15 protein-coding genes are annotated in these 16,724 nt (G+C 63.3%); 10 read left to right on the top strand and 5 right to left on the bottom strand.

Annotated features, from left to right (window positions below; translation table 11 throughout):
- Positions 1-318: 318 nt before the first annotated feature.
- The 3 genes from clpB to rluD form a co-directional block, all read right to left on the bottom strand.
- Entirely contained in the window at positions 319-2,883 is a 2,565-nt protein-coding gene (gene clpB / locus LMH93_RS03490) for an ATP-dependent chaperone ClpB (RefSeq protein WP_003247550.1), read from the bottom strand.
- Positions 2,884-3,132: 249 nt separating this feature from the next.
- A complete protein-coding gene (gene pgeF, locus LMH93_RS03485) occupies positions 3,133-3,873 on the bottom strand; it encodes a peptidoglycan editing factor PgeF (RefSeq protein WP_003247552.1) in 741 nt (246 codons plus the stop codon).
- Positions 3,870-4,832, bottom strand: a complete 963-nt coding sequence (gene rluD / locus LMH93_RS03480) for a 23S rRNA pseudouridine(1911/1915/1917) synthase RluD (RefSeq protein ID WP_003247554.1) — start codon at positions 4,830-4,832, stop codon at positions 3,870-3,872. Before rluD ends, pgeF begins: the two co-directional genes overlap by 4 nt.
- 147 nt (positions 4,833-4,979) lie before the next feature.
- Between rluD and LMH93_RS03475 the strand changes: the two genes are divergently transcribed.
- From LMH93_RS03475 to LMH93_RS03430, 10 genes are all read left to right on the top strand, one after another.
- Positions 4,980-5,999: an outer membrane protein assembly factor BamD gene (locus LMH93_RS03475; protein ID WP_004577276.1), complete on the top strand. Its 1,020-nt coding sequence runs from the start codon at positions 4,980-4,982 to the stop codon at positions 5,997-5,999.
- A gap of 94 nt (positions 6,000-6,093) precedes the next feature.
- Positions 6,094-6,324, top strand: coding sequence for a PP0621 family protein (locus LMH93_RS03470; protein ID WP_003247559.1), 231 nt, complete (start codon positions 6,094-6,096; stop codon positions 6,322-6,324).
- Positions 6,325-6,544: 220 nt separating this feature from the next.
- Positions 6,545-7,309, top strand: coding sequence for a FadR/GntR family transcriptional regulator (locus tag LMH93_RS03465; RefSeq protein WP_003247561.1), 765 nt, complete (start codon positions 6,545-6,547; stop codon positions 7,307-7,309).
- A 90-nt stretch (positions 7,310-7,399) separates the two neighbouring features.
- Positions 7,400-8,602, top strand: coding sequence for an ABC transporter substrate-binding protein (locus LMH93_RS03460; RefSeq protein WP_003247562.1), 1,203 nt, complete (start codon positions 7,400-7,402; stop codon positions 8,600-8,602).
- Positions 8,603-8,667: 65 nt separating this feature from the next.
- Positions 8,668-9,528, top strand: a complete 861-nt coding sequence (locus LMH93_RS03455; protein WP_003247565.1) for a branched-chain amino acid ABC transporter permease — start codon at positions 8,668-8,670, stop codon at positions 9,526-9,528.
- Between the two features lies 1 nt (position 9,529).
- A complete protein-coding gene (locus tag LMH93_RS03450) occupies positions 9,530-10,549 on the top strand; it encodes a branched-chain amino acid ABC transporter permease (protein WP_019750374.1) in 1,020 nt (339 codons plus the stop codon).
- On the top strand, positions 10,549-11,301 hold the full coding sequence (locus LMH93_RS03445; protein WP_012051121.1) for an ABC transporter ATP-binding protein: 753 nt from the start codon (positions 10,549-10,551) through the stop codon (positions 11,299-11,301). The genes LMH93_RS03450 and LMH93_RS03445 overlap by 1 nt, the downstream gene beginning before the upstream one ends.
- On the top strand, positions 11,301-11,996 hold the full coding sequence (locus LMH93_RS03440; protein WP_100774543.1) for an ABC transporter ATP-binding protein: 696 nt from the start codon (positions 11,301-11,303) through the stop codon (positions 11,994-11,996). The genes LMH93_RS03445 and LMH93_RS03440 overlap by 1 nt, the downstream gene beginning before the upstream one ends.
- Positions 11,997-12,145: 149 nt before the next feature.
- The gene (locus tag LMH93_RS03435) at positions 12,146-13,423 is read left to right on the top strand and encodes a Zn-dependent hydrolase (protein WP_070383409.1); all 1,278 of its coding nucleotides are present in this window, start codon (positions 12,146-12,148) and stop codon (positions 13,421-13,423) included.
- A 1-nt stretch (position 13,424) separates the two neighbouring features.
- Positions 13,425-14,834: an amidase gene (locus LMH93_RS03430; protein WP_230064835.1), complete on the top strand. Its 1,410-nt coding sequence runs from the start codon at positions 13,425-13,427 to the stop codon at positions 14,832-14,834.
- A gap of 348 nt (positions 14,835-15,182) precedes the next feature.
- Here the strand turns inward: LMH93_RS03430 and thiO are convergent, their stop codons facing one another.
- Both thiO and LMH93_RS03420 read right to left on the bottom strand, forming a co-directional pair.
- Positions 15,183-16,280 (bottom strand): glycine oxidase ThiO, encoded by a 1,098-nt coding sequence (thiO, locus tag LMH93_RS03425; protein ID WP_004577282.1) that lies wholly within the window; start codon positions 16,278-16,280, stop codon positions 15,183-15,185.
- 54 nt (positions 16,281-16,334) lie between these two features.
- Positions 16,335-16,724, bottom strand: coding sequence for a type IV pilin protein (locus tag LMH93_RS03420; protein ID WP_003247577.1), 390 nt, complete (start codon positions 16,722-16,724; stop codon positions 16,335-16,337).

Genomic DNA, 16,724 nt, shown 5'->3' with positions numbered 1-16,724 from the left:
ATTCAACTTACTGATTTGTAAGTTGTTTTGCGATCACTGATGTTGCTGGTGATTCGCTTAGTGCCTGACAACGCGGCGTATATTAGGGGCACTCTAAATTTGATGCAAGCAAAAATTTCAAAAATTTCAGGCGGTTATCCAAGATTGGCGCAAAGGCCCGAAATAGCTGGGCTGTGCCGGCCCTTTCACGGCTAAACCCGCGCCTACGAGGGGCTGCCTAGCCTGCAAAAATCTGCGCAGGGTTGGCCGCGATAGGGGCCGGCATGGGCAACAGGCAGAAAAAAGCCCCGCAAACGCGGGGCTCATGGTGCAACACAATCAGCCGAAGACGATTTCGTCGCCTTCCACCTTGGCGGTGATCGCCGTACCGGGCAGGAACTTGCCGGCCAGAATCAGCTGCGCCAGCGGGTTCTCGATCCAGCGCTGGATCGCCCGCTTCAGCGGCCGTGCGCCGTACACCGGGTCGTAACCCACAGCAATCAGCTTGTCCAACGCCTCTGGGCTCAGGCTCAGCGACAGTTCGCGCTCCAGCAGGCGGCTGCGCAGGCGGCCGAGTTGGATTTCGGTAATACCGGCAATCTGCTCGCGGCCCAATGGCTCGAACACCACCACTTCGTCGATGCGGTTGATGAACTCGGGACGGAAGTGCGCCCCCACCGCATCCATCACTGCCGCACGCTGTGCCTCGCGGTCACCCACCAGTTCCTGAATCTGCGCCGAGCCCAGGTTGGAGGTCATCACGATCACGGTGTTGCGGAAGTCCACGGTGCGCCCGTGGCTGTCGGTCAGGCGGCCGTCTTCCAGCACCTGCAACAGCACGTTGAACACATCCGGGTGGGCTTTTTCCACCTCGTCCAGCAGCACCACCGAGTAAGGCTTGCGCCGCACGGCCTCGGTCAGGTAACCGCCCTCTTCATACCCTACATAGCCTGGCGGTGCACCGATCAGGCGCGCGACGGAGTGCTTCTCCATGAATTCGGACATGTCGATGCGCACCATCGCCTCTTCGGTGTCGAACAGGAACTCGGCCAGCGCCTTGCACAGTTCGGTCTTGCCCACACCGGTCGGGCCGAGGAACAGGAACGAACCACTTGGCCGGTTCGGGTCGGACAGCCCGGCACGTGAGCGGCGTACGGCGTTGGCTACGGCGGTTACCGCCTCGCTCTGGCCAATCACGCGCTGGTGCAGCAGCTCTTCCATCTTCAGCAGCTTCTCACGCTCGCCTTCGAGCATCTTGGCCACAGGAATGCCGGTCCACTTCGACACCACTTCGGCAATTTCTTCCTCGGTGACCTTGTTGCGCAGCAACTGGTTTTCGGTCTTGCCGTGCTGGTCGACCATCTGCAGGCTGCGCTCCAGGTCCGGGATCACCCCGTACTGCAGTTCGGCCATGCGGTTCAGGTCGCCTTTGCGACGGGCGGCTTCCAGCTCCTGGCGAGACTGCTCGATCTTTTGCTGGATCTGCGCCGAGCCCTGCACTTCAGCTTTCTCCGAAGCCCAGATTTCTTCCAGGTCGGAATACTCACGCTCCAGCCGCTCGATTTCCTCGGTCAGCTTCTCTAGGCGCTTTTTCGCCGCTTCGTCTTCTTCTTTCTTCAGCGCCTGCGACTCCACCTTCAGCTGGATCAGGCGGCGATCAAGGCGGTCGAGCACTTCTGGCTTGGAGTCAATCTCCATGCGGATGCGGCTGGCCGCTTCGTCGATCAGGTCAATGGCCTTGTCCGGCAGCTGGCGGTCGGTAATGTAGCGGTGGCTGAGCTTGGCCGCAGCGATGATTGCACCGTCGGTGATGGCCACCTTGTGGTGCACTTCATAGCGCTCTTTCAGGCCACGCAGGATGGCGATGGTGTCTTCCTCGCTCGGCTCCTCGACCAGCACCTTCTGGAAGCGGCGCTCCAGGGCGGCGTCCTTTTCGATGAACTGGCGGTACTCGTTCAGCGTGGTGGCACCTACGCAATGCAGCTCGCCGCGGGCCAGGGCCGGCTTGAGCATGTTGCCGGCGTCCATGGCACCCTCGCCTTTGCCGGCGCCGACCATGGTGTGCAGTTCGTCGATGAACAGGATGATCTGGCCTTCCTGCTTGGACAGTTCGTTCAGCAGGCTTTTCAAGCGCTCTTCGAACTCACCGCGGTACTTGGCACCGGCAATCAGCGCGCCCATGTCCAGCGCCAGCAGCCGCTTGCCTTTGAGGCCGTCGGGCACTTCACCATTGATGATGCGCTGGGCCAGGCCTTCGGCGATGGCGGTTTTACCCACGCCAGGCTCACCGATCAGCACCGGGTTGTTCTTGGTACGGCGTTGCAGCACCTGCACGGTACGGCGGATTTCATCGTCACGGCCAATGACCGGGTCCAGCTTGCCCTCTTCGGCACGCTTGGTCAGGTCGACGGTGTATTTGTCCAGCGCCTGGCGCGATTCCTCGGCGTTGGCGTCATTCACTGCCGCGCCGCCACGCAGGTTGTTGATGGCATTTTCCAGCGCTTTCTTGCTCACGCCTTGGCTCAGCAGCAGCTTGCCGAGCTTGCTGTTTTCGTCCATGGCGGCCAACAGCACAAGCTCGCTGGAAATGAACTGGTCGCCCTTCTGCTGTGCCAGGCGGTCTGCCTGGTTAAGCAGGCGTGCCAAGTCCTGCGACATGTTCACGTCGCCGGTAGGGTTCTGTATTTTTGGCAGTTGGTCGAGCTCTTTCACCAGCCCCTGGCGCAGGCCATTGATGTCGAAGCCTACCTGCATCAGCAGCGGTTTGATGGAGCCGCCCTGCTGTTCGAGCAGCGCCTGTAACAGGTGCACGGGCTCTATGGCAGGGTGGTCCATGCCAACGGCCAAAGATTGGGCATCGGATATTGCAAGTTGCAGCTTGCTGGTTAAACGGTCTATTCGCATGGTGTACCTTCCTTTAAAGGGCAGGTCGGAGCGATGGACAGCGCCTGTTTATAAAGAAACCTGCCTGAGATGACTTTATAGATAAGGCTGATTCTGGAAGATTCAAGCGTAGCGGGGTTGACCAAAGTCAACCTGTTGGATTAACGGGGGCCATTCGCGGGCATGCTCGCCCCCACAGGTACACCACCGGTTTCAATGTTTGCAGAATCACTGTAGGAGCGGGCGTGCCAGCGAAGAGGCCGGTACAGGCTAGCGCGGGTCCAGCCAGACCAACGATGCAAAACGCCCACCCTGCGGGGTACGGCGATAGGAGAAGAACCGCGCATCACTGACCGTGCACAAACCACCGCCATAAACAGCAGTCACGCCACGGGCAGCCAGGCGAATACGCGCCAGCTCATAGATATCCGCCAACAGCTTGCCTGGCCGTTCGCCGTCGACGAATGCCCGAGCTGCTTGCGGGTGCACGGCGGTAAAGGCATCACGCACTTCCAGCCCCACTTCGAACGCTTGCGGGCCGATGGCAGGCCCCAACCACACCAGCACCTCTTCTGGCGGCAGCGCCAGCCGGTCCAGCGTGGCTTCCAGCACGCCACCCGCCAGCCCGCGCCAGCCCGCATGTGCCGCCGCCACGCGGGTGCCGGCACGGTCGCAGAACAGCGCAGGCAGGCAATCGGCGGTCATCACGGTGCAGGCAATGCCAGGCTGGTGGGTCCAGCTGGCATCGGCCTCGGCGACCACCGCCGGGTCGGCATCTGCCACCACCCGCCCATGCACCTGTTTGAGCCAGGCCGGTTGGATGGTGAACTGTTCGCTCAGGCGGCGGCGGTTCTCGGCGACCGCGGCAGGGTCATCCCCAACATGGTCGCCGAGGTTGAAGGTTTCGTAAGGCGGCAAGCTGACGCCGCCCTGACGGGTGGTGACACAGGCGCGTACCGAGGCCGGGGCCGGCCAGTCGGGGAACAGCAACGCCTGCGTCAGGTCACTCATCCGATGAAGCTCTCGCGGTCCTGGTTCAGCAGCGACAGCAACCAGACGAAGTCATCCGGCAGTGGCGATTCCCACTTCATGACTTCACCGGTAATCGGGTGGGCCAAGGCGAGGAAACGCGCATGCAGCGCCTGGCGCGGGAAGGTCTTGACCGCCTCGACCATGGTCGGGCTGGCAGCGGGCGGAATACGGAAGCGCCCGCCGTACGTCTGGTCGCCAACCAGCGGGAAACCCACGTGGGCCATGTGCACGCGAATCTGGTGGGTACGGCCGGTTTCCAGCTTGACCCGCACATGGGTGTGCGAGCGGAAGCGCTTGAGTACGCGGTAGTGGCTGACCGCCGGCTTGCCGCCGTCGGTTACAGCCATGCGCTGGCGCATGCCGCCATGACGACCGATGGGCGCGTCGATCTTGCCACCGGCAGTCACCACGCCAATCACGATGCACTCGTAGATGCGGCTGACCTTGCGGGCCTGCATCTGCTCGACCAGCTTGGTCTGCGCCTGCAGGGTCTTGGCCACCACCATCAGGCCGGTGGTGTCCTTGTCCAGGCGGTGCACGATACCGGCGCGCGGCACGTTGACGATGTCTGGCACATGGTGCAGCAGCGCGTTGAGCAGGGTGCCGCTGGCATGCCCGGCCGCCGGGTGCACAACCAGCCCGGCAGGCTTGTTGATCACCAGGATGTGGTCGTCTTCGTAGACGATATCCAGTTCGATATCTTCTGCGATCCACTCGCCCTGGGCCTCTTGTTCGGCCTCCAGGGCAAGCAGAGAGCCACCATGAACAAGGTCTCGAGGGCGCACGACTGCACCATCGACCGTCAGGCGGCCCTCTTTGATCCACGAAGTTAGCCGCGAACGCGAGTACTCGGCGAACAATTGGGCGGCGACCTGGTCGAGGCGTTGGCCGCCCAGTTCGGACGGTACCTCTGCGCTAAGTTGAATGATCTCGGACATGCTCGATTCGGCGGGCGCACAGCCTTTGGTTTCGGCTGCGAGCTTGTGGTTAAATACGGCTTCTTTTGTCCCGGGGTTGGCCGGGGCGCTCATCATAACAGGACGGCACCGCCCAAGACAGCGGCCGTCAAAGGGACGCAAGCCGCCATGCGAGTGAAACACCTGCTGCTGATCGCCATCCTCGGGCTTACCGCGGCCTGTTCCTCTAATAAAGAGGTCATTGACGAGAACCTCAGCGAGGCCGAACTGTACCAGCAGGCCCAGGCTGATCTGGACAACTCCAGCTACACCAGCGCCGTGAACAAGCTCAAGGCCCTGGAGTCGCGCTACCCGTTCGGCCGCTATGCCGATCAGGCGCAGCTCGAGCTGATCTACGCCAACTACAAGAATTCTGAGCCCGAGGCCGCCAAGTCGGCCGCCGAGCGCTTTATCCGCCTGCACCCGCAGCACCCGAACGTCGATTACGCCTACTACCTCAAGGGCCTGACCTCGTTCGACCAGGACCGTGGCCTGCTGGCGCGCTTCCTGCCGCTGGACATGACCAAACGCGACCCGGGTGCCGCCCGCGACTCGTACAACGAGTTCGCCCAGCTGACCAGCCGTTTCCCCAACAGCCGCTACGCGCCAGACGCCAAGCAGCGCATGATCTACCTGCGCAACCTGCTGGCTTCGTACGAAATCCACGTGGCCGACTACTACCTGAGCCGCCAGGCTTATGTAGCGGCTGCCAACCGTGGCCGCTACGTGGTCGAAAACTTCCAGGAAACCCCGTCCGTCGGTGACGGCCTGGCGGTGATGGTCGAGTCGTACCAGAAGCTGCACCTGGACGAACTGGCCGCCACGAGCCTGGAAACCCTCAAACTCAACTACCCGGACCACCCGAGCCTGGTCGATGGCGAGTTCCAGCCCAAGCAGACCGAGTCTGACGGCCGCGGCTGGCTGTCCAAGGCCACCTTGGGCCTGATCGAAACCGATACCCCGCTGCCGCCAGGCGAAACCCGCGCCAACCAGGACGTGGTCAAGCAGTTCCAGGACGCGCGCGACGAGATGCCGCGAGAGCTGCTGCCTAAAGACGAGAACGGCGACCCGATCGTGCCGGAAGGCCCGAAAGAAGCCGAGAAAGACCGTTCCTGGTTCAGCTACATGACCTTTGGTCTGTTCGACTGACCTTCAGCGGTGAATGAAAGGGAGGCCTTGGGCCTCCCTTTTTTATTGGCCGCGTCCTAGACTGTTGGCTTCTTCAATCGACAAGCTGGACACCATGGTTCGCCTACTTTTCTGGATCGCCCTGATCGCCGCCGCGTTCTGGCTGTGGCGCAAGTTCAAAGTCAGCCAGCAGTCGCACCCCGAGGCGAAGCTGGATGCGCCGCTGAAGATGGTGCGCTGTGCCCATTGCGGCGTGCACCTGCCCAACGACCGGGCGCTGCAGCAGGGTAATGAGTGGTATTGCAGCCAGGCCCACCTGCAGCAGGGCCCTGGCCACAAGGGCTGATCCCCGGGTACACCCAGCCCCCCTGTGTAGGAGCGGGTTCACCCGCGAATGCGTCAGTAGCGCCACTGCAGCATTCGCGGCCCCCCCTTACAGCCCCTCCCCACATATCCCTCCCCGACCCTTTCACACCATTTACGACCCCTCCCCACCGCCAGCATTGACCCGCCTGGGCAAAACTCGCTAAATCCTATTTATCCGCATAAATATGAAAAATAGCGAAATGCTCAAACCCAAACGCAAGCGCCAGAAGCTGTCCGATGTGATCGTCGAATCAGTCAAGCGCTCGATCGTCACCGAAGCGCTGCACCCCGGCGACCGCCTGCCCACCGAACGTGAGCTGATGGAGCATTTCGAATGTTCCAAGGGCACCGCCCGCGAAGCGCTCAAGGCGCTCGAAGTCGAAGGCCTGGTCAGCACCCGCACCGGCCCGACCGGGGGCGCCTACCTGAACGAAGTGGGCACCGAGCCAGCCAGCCGCGCGCTGCGCAACTACCTGCATTTCCAGCACCTGGACGGCGAACAGGTGTACCAGCTGCGCAAAGTCATCGAGGTAGAACTGGCGGTGTCGGTGATGGGCAAGCTGAGCGAGGCCGATTATGCCGCGCTGCAGGCCAACATCGACTTCTGCAGCGCGCCGGAAGACAGCGAAGAAGGCCAGCGTGAGCAGCGCTTGGCGGAGCTTGAATTCCACACCCTGCTGGCCGACCGCTGCCCCAACCCGTTGCTGCGTTTCATGGCGGTGTTCCTCAACGACCTGCTGCGCGACCTGGTGGTGCTGAAAAAGGCCTACCTGCCCAAGCGCCAGCAGTTCGCCGCCGCCAACATCGACTACCACAAGCAACTGCTGACCGCCTTGCGCGCCAGCGACGAACCCGCCGTACGCCGGCTGATGCACGAACACATGTGCGACGCCGAGCACCATATGACCGCGCTGGAAGGCGAGGTTGCCCGTAACTTCCTGCTGGAGTTCGATCACCACCACTGATGCGCCTGTAAAGAGGCCTGCACACAGGCCCGGCCGTACCCGCTTTGTCATTGCCACTCCTGCCTAATAACCACAAACAAGGAGTTACTCATGCAAAGACGTACCCTGCTCAAGGCAGGCCTTGCCCTGGGTGCCTTAGGTAGCCTCCCCTTGGGGGCACACCGGGCATTCGCCGACCAACCGCTGACCTTCTATGGGCTCAAGTCCATGTCGGGCGCCTTCGCCAGCTACGGCAAGTACGCCGACATGGGCTCGCGCCTGGCCATCGCCGAGCATCCGCAGTTGCTCGGCCACCCGCTCAAGTACAAAGTCATCGACACCGAAGGCAACGCCGGCAAGGCGGTGCGCAAGGTGCAGGAAGCCATCGGCCAGGATGGCGCACGCTTCTTCCAGGGGTGCACCCTGTCGTCTTCGGCACTGGCGGTGTCCAAGGAAATCCACAAAGCCGGCGGCGTGTTCATGACGCCTGTGGGCGCCGATGAAATCACCGGCAAGGACTGCAATGCCTCAACCTTCCGCTGGTCGGTGCCCACCTATGGTGCCATCCGCGAAACCCTGGTGCCGATGAGCCGCCAGCTGCCCCAGGCCAAGCGCTGGTACACCATCACCCCGCAATATGTATTCGGCGATGCCCTGCTGGACAACGCCCGCAAAGTGTTCGCCGAGCTCGGCGTGGAACACATCGGCAACAGCTACCACTCGCTGCAGGAGCAGGAATTTTCCGGCTACCTGACCAACGCCATCGCCGCCAAGCCCGACGTGCTGGTGCTGCTCAACTTCGGTAGCCAGGCCTCCAACGCCCTGCGCCAGGCGGTCAACTTCGGCATCAAGGACCGCATGAAAGTGCTGATGGTGTGGTCTGCCGGCCTCGACCAGTTCCAGGAGCTGGGCAGCGACGTGCTCGAGGGCGTGTACCTGGGTGCGCAGTACTGGCACCAGGTCGACACCCCGCTGAACAAACAGTTGGTCGCCGCCACCCGCAAGGCCTATGGCATCAACCCCAACTACCCGCTGGCCGCCGACTACATCGGCACCAAGGTGATGCTCGAGGCCATCGTCAAGGCCGGCAGCCTGGACGGGGCCGCCGTGTCTGCGGCATTGCAGGGCATGCGCTTCCAGGGCCCGACCGGCGAAGAACTGATCCGCCCGGGTGACCACCAGGTGCTCAAGGATTACTACCTGCTGCGCGGCAAGCCCCAGGGGCAGATGCGCGACGAGGACGACCTGGCCGAAGTCATCAGTTCGGGCCGCTCGTTCGTCGAGGTCGATCACACCGGTTGCGCCCTGGCCTGAAGCTGCGGCGTTAGTCACAAACACTTGTACAGGCAGCCGCCCGGCGCGCTGTCGAGGGCACGCTCATGCTCGATTTGTACCTGTTCCAACTGCTCAACGGCCTGGGCCTGGGGATGATCTACTTCCTCATCGCCGTGGGCCTGACGATCATTTTCGGCCTGCTCAACTTCGTCAACTTCGCCCACGGCGCGTTTTTCTTGCTGGGCGCCTACCTGTGCTACACCGCCGTGGCCGTCACCGGCAACTTCTGGCTGGCGCTGCTGATTGCGCCACTGGTGGTGGCCGCGCTGGCCTGGGCGGTCGAGCGCCTGTTGATCAAACGCATCTACCACCTGCCGCACACCTTCCAGATCCTCGTCACCCTCGGCATCGCGCTGATCATCCAGGAAGCGTCGGTGCTGATCTGGGGCCCGGTGGGCAAGAACATTGCCGTGCCACCTGAACTGCGCGGGGTGCTGATACTCGGCGACTTCATCTACCCCTACTACCGCTTGTTCCTGATCGGCTTCGCAGCGCTGATCGGTATTGGCCTGTGGCTGCTGCTGGAACGCACCCGTTTCGGCGCACTGGTGCGGGCCGGTAGCGAAAGCACCGAAACCGTGTCGCTGTTGGGCACCAACATTTTTCGCCTGTTCTCCCTGACATTCGCCCTGGGCGTGGGCCTGGCAGGTGTGGCGGGTGTGCTGTTTGCGCCGCTACGGGGCGCCCAGCCCTTCGTCGGCCCGGAAATCCTCGGCATTGCCTTCGTGGTGGTGGTGATTGGCGGCATGGGGTCGTTCGGCGGGGCGCTGGTTGGCGGCCTGCTGGTGGGTGTGGTGCAAAGCATGATGACCAGTCTCTGGCCGCAAGGCGCCAGCCTGATGATCTATGGCGCCATGGCAGCAGTGATTCTGGTCCGTCCCTACGGCCTGTTCGGGAGAGCCTGAGATGAGCGAGAAAAACCCATTGCCAGTCGCCAAGGGCCGCGCCCCGGCGCTGCTGTCGCTGGTAGTTGCCAGCCTGGTGGCGCTGCCGCTGTTGCTGCCCTCAGCCACCCTGGCCACCGAGATCCTGATCTTTGCCATGGCCGCACTGGCCTGCAACCTGCTGCTCGGCTACACCGGACTGCTGTCGTTCGGCCAGGGCATCTTCTTTGGCGTGGGCGCCTATGGCGCAGCGCTGCTGATGATCCACCTGCAGTGGGGCATGTTCGCCGCGCTGCTTGGCGCAGCTGTGTTCGGCGCCTTCCTCGCGCTGCTGGTGGGCGCACTGGCGATCCGTCGCACGGGCATCTACTTCGTCATGCTGACCCTGGCCTTCAGCCAGATGGCCTACTTCCTGGCCTATACCCTCAGCGGCTGGACCGGCGGTGACAACGGCCTGCTTGATGTGCCACGGCCGAATATCGAAATCGCCGGCCATGTGCTGGTCGACCTGGCCGATCCGCGGCACTTCTATGTGTTCGTCGCGGTGCTGTTCCTGTTGATCTTCGCCGCAGCCCTGCGGGTGATCCGTTCGCCATTCGGCAGCACCCTGCTGGCTATCCGTGAGAACGAGACCCGCGCCGCCGCCATCGGCTACGACACCCGCCATTTCAAGATTCTGGTGTTCATGCTGTCGGGCGCCATCACCGGCATCGCCGGGGCGCTGTACGCCATGCTGCTGCACTTTGCGCCGCTGTCGAACATCGACCTGATGATGAGCGAGAACATCCTGATCATGACCATCGTCGGCGGCACCGGCTCACTGTTCGGCTCGCTGCTGGGGGCTGGCGCCATCGTGCTGCTGGGTGACGTGCTGTCGGAACTTTGGCCACGCTGGCTGATGCTGCTGGGGGTGATCCTGATTCTGGTGGTGGTGTTCATGCGTGGCGGCCTGTGGGGCGGCCTGACCGAACTGGGCAAGCGCCTGCTGGCCACCCGCAATGCCGATAACAAACCCCAGGCCAAGACCAAGGAGACCCTGTGATGAGCGACTACCTCCTGGAAACCCGCCAGCTGGAGCTGGCCTACGGGCCGTTCAAGGCGGTCGCGGGCGTTGACCTCAAAGTGCGAGCCGGCACCATCCACACCATTATCGGCCCCAACGGCGCCGGCAAGACCAGCCTGTTCCACTGCCTGACCGGCGAACGTCAGGCCACTGCCGGCAAGATCCTGTTCAATGGCCAGGACATCATTCGCAAGCCGTCCCACGGGCGGGTGGCACTTGGCATGGCGCGTTCGTTTCAGCTCACCAGCCTGTTCCAGAACCTTTCCGTGCGCGAGAACCTGCGCCTGGCCGCCCAAGGCCGTGATGGCCTGGGCGCGCTGAACTTCTGGCGCAGTGTCGAGCACAAGCGCAGCCACTGGAACACCGCCGACCAGGTGCTGGAGCGCCTGAAACTGAGCGCCCGTGCCGAAACACTGGCGGGCGAGCTGTCGCACGGCCAGCAAAGGGTGCTGGAAGTGGGCATGTCGATCTGCGCCAAGCCCACCCTGCTGATGCTCGACGAACCCACTTCGGGCATGGGCATCGACGACATCCCGGTGATGACCGACCTGATCAGCGACCTTGGCCGCGACCATACCGTGCTACTGATCGAGCACAACATGAGCATTGTCATGTCGATCAGCCAGCGCATCACGGTAATGAGTCACGGCCAGATCCTGGTCGAGGGTACCCCTGAACAGGTGCGCAACGACGAGCGCGTACGCACCGCCTACCTTGGAGAGGCCGCCTGATGCTCAACGTCGATTCGATCCATTCCTACTACGACAAGAGCCATGTGCTCGAAGGTGTCTCGCTCAAGGTTGAGGCTGGCGAACTGGTAACGCTGCTGGGGCGCAACGGCGCAGGCAAGACCACCACCTTGCGCAGCATCCTTGGCATCGTCCGCCCACGGCAGGGGCAGATCAGCTTCAACGGGCAGCAACTGGTCGGCCGCGAAATCTTCGATATCGCCCGGCAGGGCATTGCCCTGGTGCCGGAGCACCGCGGCATCTTTCGCCAGCTCAGCGTCGAGGAGAACCTGAAGATTGCCGTGCGCAAGACCAGCCGCTGGCAGTTGGAGGACGTGTACAGCATGTTCCCGCGCCTGAAGGAGCGTCGCCGCAACGGTGGCTTTGCCCTGTCCGGTGGTGAGCAACAGATGCTCGCCATCGCCCGCGCCCTGCTCAACGGCCCCAAGCTTCTGATCCTCGACGAACCCACCGAAGGCCTGGCCCCGGTGATTGTCGATGAACTGGTGAAGATATTGCGGCGGATCAAGGACGAAGGCCTTTCGATCCTGCTGGTGGAGCAGAACCTGATGGTCTGCGATGCCCTTGCTGATCGCCACTATGTGCTGGAGCAGGGCCGCGTCGCTTACCAGGGCAGTGCAGCGCAGTTCCGCGAGGACCCGAGCATCAAGAACCGTTACCTGGCCCTTAGCGCCTGACCCGACCGTGCTTACCTGTACCGGCCCTTTCGCGGGCAAACCCGCGCCTACAAAGGTGTCCCCCCCAGCCCTGCGAGGCCTTTGTAGGAGCGGGTTCACCCGCGAATAGGCCGGTACAAGCCACCCAGTAATTTCAGGAGAGATGAACCATGAACACCCGCATCGATCCCTCGCAGCACCTGCTCGGCCAAGGCCCGTTGGTCAGCCGCGAGCGCCTGTGGCAATCATTGATGGACCTGGCCCAACTCGGCGCCACCGCCAAGGGCGGCGTATGCCGTCTGGCCCTGACCGACCTCGACCGCCAGGCGCGCGACCTGTTCGTCCACTGGTGCGAAGAGGCCGGCTGCACGGTTAGCGTCGACGCCATCGGCAATATCTTCGCACGCCGCCCCGGGCGCAACCCTGCCCTACCGCCCATCATGACCGGCAGCCACATCGACACCCAACCCACCGGCGGCAAGTTCGATGGCTGCTACGGCGTCATGGCCGGCCTCGAAGTGATGCGCACGCTCAACGACCTGCACCTGACCACCGAAGCCCCGCTGGAAGTGGTGGTATGGACCAACGAAGAAGGTTCGCGCTTCCCGCCCTGCATGATGGGCTCGGGCGTGTTTGCCGGTAAGTTCGGCCTGCAGGAAACCCTGGACAAGGTCGATGACCAAGGTCTGTCGGTCGGCGCCGAGTTGCAGCGCATCGGCTACGCCGGCCCGCGCGTGCCCACCGGGCATGCCGTGGGCGCCTACTTCGAAGCGCATATCGAGCAAGGCCCGGTGCTGGAAGACCAACGCACCACCATCGGCGTGGTCCAGGGCTGCCTAGGGCAAAAGTGGTTCGACCTGACCCTTACCGGCGTCGAGGCGCATGCAGGCCCCACGCCCATGCACCTGCGCAAGGACGCATTGGTCGGCGCAGCCGAGGTGGTGGCTGCGGTCAACCGCGTCGCTCACGCGCACCAGCCACATGCCTGCGGCACGGTCGGCTGCCTGACCTTGCACCCAGGCTCGCGCAACGTCATCCCCGGCCAGGTGCACATGACCATCGACCTGCGCCACCTCGACCCTGGGCACCTCGACGCCATGGTCAGTGAAGTGCGCGCAGCTATCGAAACCAGCACGGTGAAGCATGGCCTGAGCTATCAGCTGACCCCGACAGCCGACTTCCCGCCCCTGTACTTCGCCGAGCAGTGCGTGGATGCCGTGCGCCAGGGGGCGCGTGCGCTGGGCCTGAGCCACATGGATATCGTCAGCGGCGCCGGTCACGATGCAATCTTCCTCGCCGAGCTGGGCCCGGCCGGGATGATCTTCGTGCCATGCGAAGGCGGCATCAGCCACAACGAAATCGAAAATGCCGCGCCCCAGGACCTGGCCGATGGTTGCGACGTCCTGTTGCGCGCCATGTTCCAGGCCGCCAACCCGGGAGCCCGTTGAAATGACCCAGAAAACCGCGATTGGCGAACTCACCGCCGTCGAACTGCTCGAACTGTACCAGCGCCGCCAGTTGTCACCCGTCGAGGTGGTCGACGATGTGCTGGCGCGCATTGACCTGCATAACCCGGCGGTCAACGCCTACTGCCATGTCGACGGCGAAGGTGCCCGCGCCGCCGCCCGCGCCAGCGAACAACGCTGGCAGCGCGGCGAGCCCTGTGGCCGACTGGATGGCGTACCCGCCTCGATCAAGGACCTGACCCTGACCCGCGGCATGCCCACCCGCAAAGGCTCGCGTACAACCTCGGGTACCGGCCCGTGGGAAATCGATGCGCCCTTCAGCGCCTTCATGCGTGAAGCCGGTGCTGTGCTGGTGGGCAAGACCACCACGCCGGAGTTCGGCTGGAAAGGCGTGACCGACAACCCGCTGTACGGCATTACCCGCAACCCGTGGGATACCAGGCTGACTGCCGGGGGCTCGTCCGGCGGTGCGGCAGCAGCCGCCGCACTGAACCTGGGCGTACTGCACCAGGGCAGCGATGCTGGCGGCTCGATTCGCATCCCCTGCGCCTTTACCGGCACCTTCGGCATCAAACCGACCTTCGGCTATGTGCCGCAATGGCCGGCCAGCGCCATGACCGTGCTGTCGCACCTGGGGCCGATGACGCGTACCGTGGACGACGCGGTGCTGATGCTCGACTGCGTAGCGCGCCCCGATGCCCGCGACGGTTTGGCCGGCGCACCCCGGCAGGCGCCTTGGCTCAGCCAGCAGCAAGATCTGAGTGGGCTACGCATCGCCTACAGCGCCAACTTCGGTTACGTGCAGGTCGACCCACAGATCCAGGCTCTGGTGGCGCTAGCGGTGCAGCGCCTGGTGCGGCTGGGTGCGCAGGTAGAGGAAGTGGACCCGGGCTTCAGCGACCCGCTGGAAACCTTCAATACCCTGTGGTTTGCCGGTGCGGCGCGGTTGGCCAGTGCCTTGAGCGATGAGCAGAAAGCGTTGCTTGACCCGGGGCTGCGCTGGATTGCCGAACAAGGCGCACAGATCAGCCTTGGCGAATACACCCAGGCGCTAGAGGCACGGGCAGAATTGATTGCGAAGATGAATGCCTTTCATCAGCGATATGATGTGCTGGTATCGCCGATGCTGCCGTTGGTGGCGTTCGAAGCCGGACACAACGTGCCGCCTGGGTCGGGGATGGCGCAATGGATGGAGTGGACGCCGTTCAGCTATCCCTTCAACCTGACCCAACAGCCGGCAGCCTCGGTGCCCTGCGGGTTTACCCGCGAGGGGTTACCGGTGGGTCTGCAGGTGGTGGCCGGGCGCTTTGCCGATGAGCAAGTGCTGCGGGTGTGCAAGGTGTATGAGCAGCATTATCCGAGCCGGCACTTGCAAGCACCGATTACTGGCTGAAATCTGTATTGGCTTATGCGGCCCTTTCGCGGGTGAACCCGCTCCTACACGTACCGATTACTGGCTGAAATCTGTATGGGCCTCTGTGGCCCTTTCGCGGGTGAACCCGCTCCTACACGCACCGATTACTGGCTGAAATCTGTGTTGGCTTCTGCGGCCCTTTCGCGGGTGAACCCGCTCCTACACGCACCGATTACTGGCTGAAATCTGTATGGGCCTCTGCGGCCCTTTCGCGGGTGAACCCGCTCCTACACGCACCGATTACTGGCTGAAATCTGTATTGGCTTCTGCGGCCCTTTCGCGGGTGAACCCGCTCGTGTGGGAGCGGGTTTACCCGCGAAGAGGCCCTCAGCCCAAACGCCCTTCTGGCGCATACGGCGCCGGGTCGATAATCGGCTCGGCCCCTGTCAGCAAATCGGTAAACAGCTGGCACGAAGCCGGCGCCAGCACCAGCCCATTGCGATAATGCCCGCAGTTCAGCCACAACCCTTCATGCCCTGGCACAGGCCCAATGTAAGGGATGCCTTCTGGCGACCCCGGCCGCAGCCCCGCCCAGTGCGCCACCACTGTGGCGCCTTCAAGCTCAGGCAACAACTCCACCGCCGATGCCTTCAGGCTTTCCAGCGCATCCCCGGTCGGCGTCTTGTCATACCCGGCGTGTTCCAGCGTGCTCCCCACCAGAATGTGCCCGTCACGTCGCGGGATTGCATAACGTCCCTTGGCCAGCACCATGCTCGGCAAGAAGTCTTCAGCACACTTGAACAGGATCATCTGGCCCTTCACGGGCTCCACCGGCAGTTCAAGGCCAAGGGTACGCAACAGGTCGCCACTCCAGGCGCCTGCACTGAGCACAACCTCATCCGCCGCCAGTACGCCATCAGCCGTCTGTACACCGGTCACGCGCCCCTTTTCCTGCACGAAGCCGGTGATCTGGCAGTGTTCGCGCAAGGTCACGTTTGGCAGCGCCAGCAACGCCGCTTTCAGCGACTTGACCAAGCGTGGGTTGCGCACATTGGCCACGCCAGCCATGTAGATGGCGTGCTTGAAGCCCGGGCCCAGCACCGGCACCGCATCGTAGGCCGCCGAAATATCCACGGCACTCAGCGGCCGCTGCTCGCGCGCGGCCCAGGCCAACGCTTCAGCCTCGTCGTCCAGGTCGAGCCAGTACAGCCCGGTGGTGTGAACTTCGGGGTCGACGCCAGTGCTGGCGAACAGACGCTCGCCCAGCTGTGGATAAAAGTCCTGCGACCAGTGCGCCAGAGCGGTCACTGCGGCGCTGTAGCGCCACGGGTACAACGGCGAGACAATGCCTCCGCCAGCCCAGGACGACTCTCGGCCAACCTCACCCTGATCGCACACCACCACCTGGCCGACCTTAGCCGCCAGGTTGAATGCCGTCAGCAGGCCGATCACCCCGCCGCCGACCACCACTACTTGCTTGCTCATCTGTCGATCCAACACCTGAAGTAAAACCGCGATGCACCGGGCATCATTGAACCTTCAGCTTCCCCAGCAGTGCGTGCTGTGCTCAACGGCACCCGGATTGCGCTGCATGCCAGCCTGGTCGAGCTGGAAATCGCCACAGCCATCCTGCGCCATCAGCCCATGCGGTAGCCGCCGGGCGCGCAGCGTGAAGGTGTCACTGTCGCGCTGGGCCTGAAGGCTGTAGTAGCGGGTACCTTCGGGCAAGACCAGGTCGCCCTCGGCGTATTGGCCAGTGCGCACGCGGTGGCGCTCCAGGCGCAGGGCAGCGTCGTGCAGCAGGCCAACCACTTCACTGCGCGCGGCTCGCCGAAGCTGGTCGCTGTAACTGGGGTAGGCAATGGCTGCCAGAATGCCGGTCACGGCCAGCACAATCAACAACTCGATCAGGCTCAAGCCTTGCTGCAT

Origin of the sequence: Pseudomonas sp. CIP-10 (assembly GCF_020911845.1) — a bacterium.
Classification (GTDB): Bacteria; Pseudomonadota; Gammaproteobacteria; order Pseudomonadales; family Pseudomonadaceae; genus Aquipseudomonas; species Aquipseudomonas alloputida.
The sequence above is the reverse complement of the archived record's forward strand: the minus strand, read 5'-3'. Positions and strand labels throughout refer to the sequence as shown.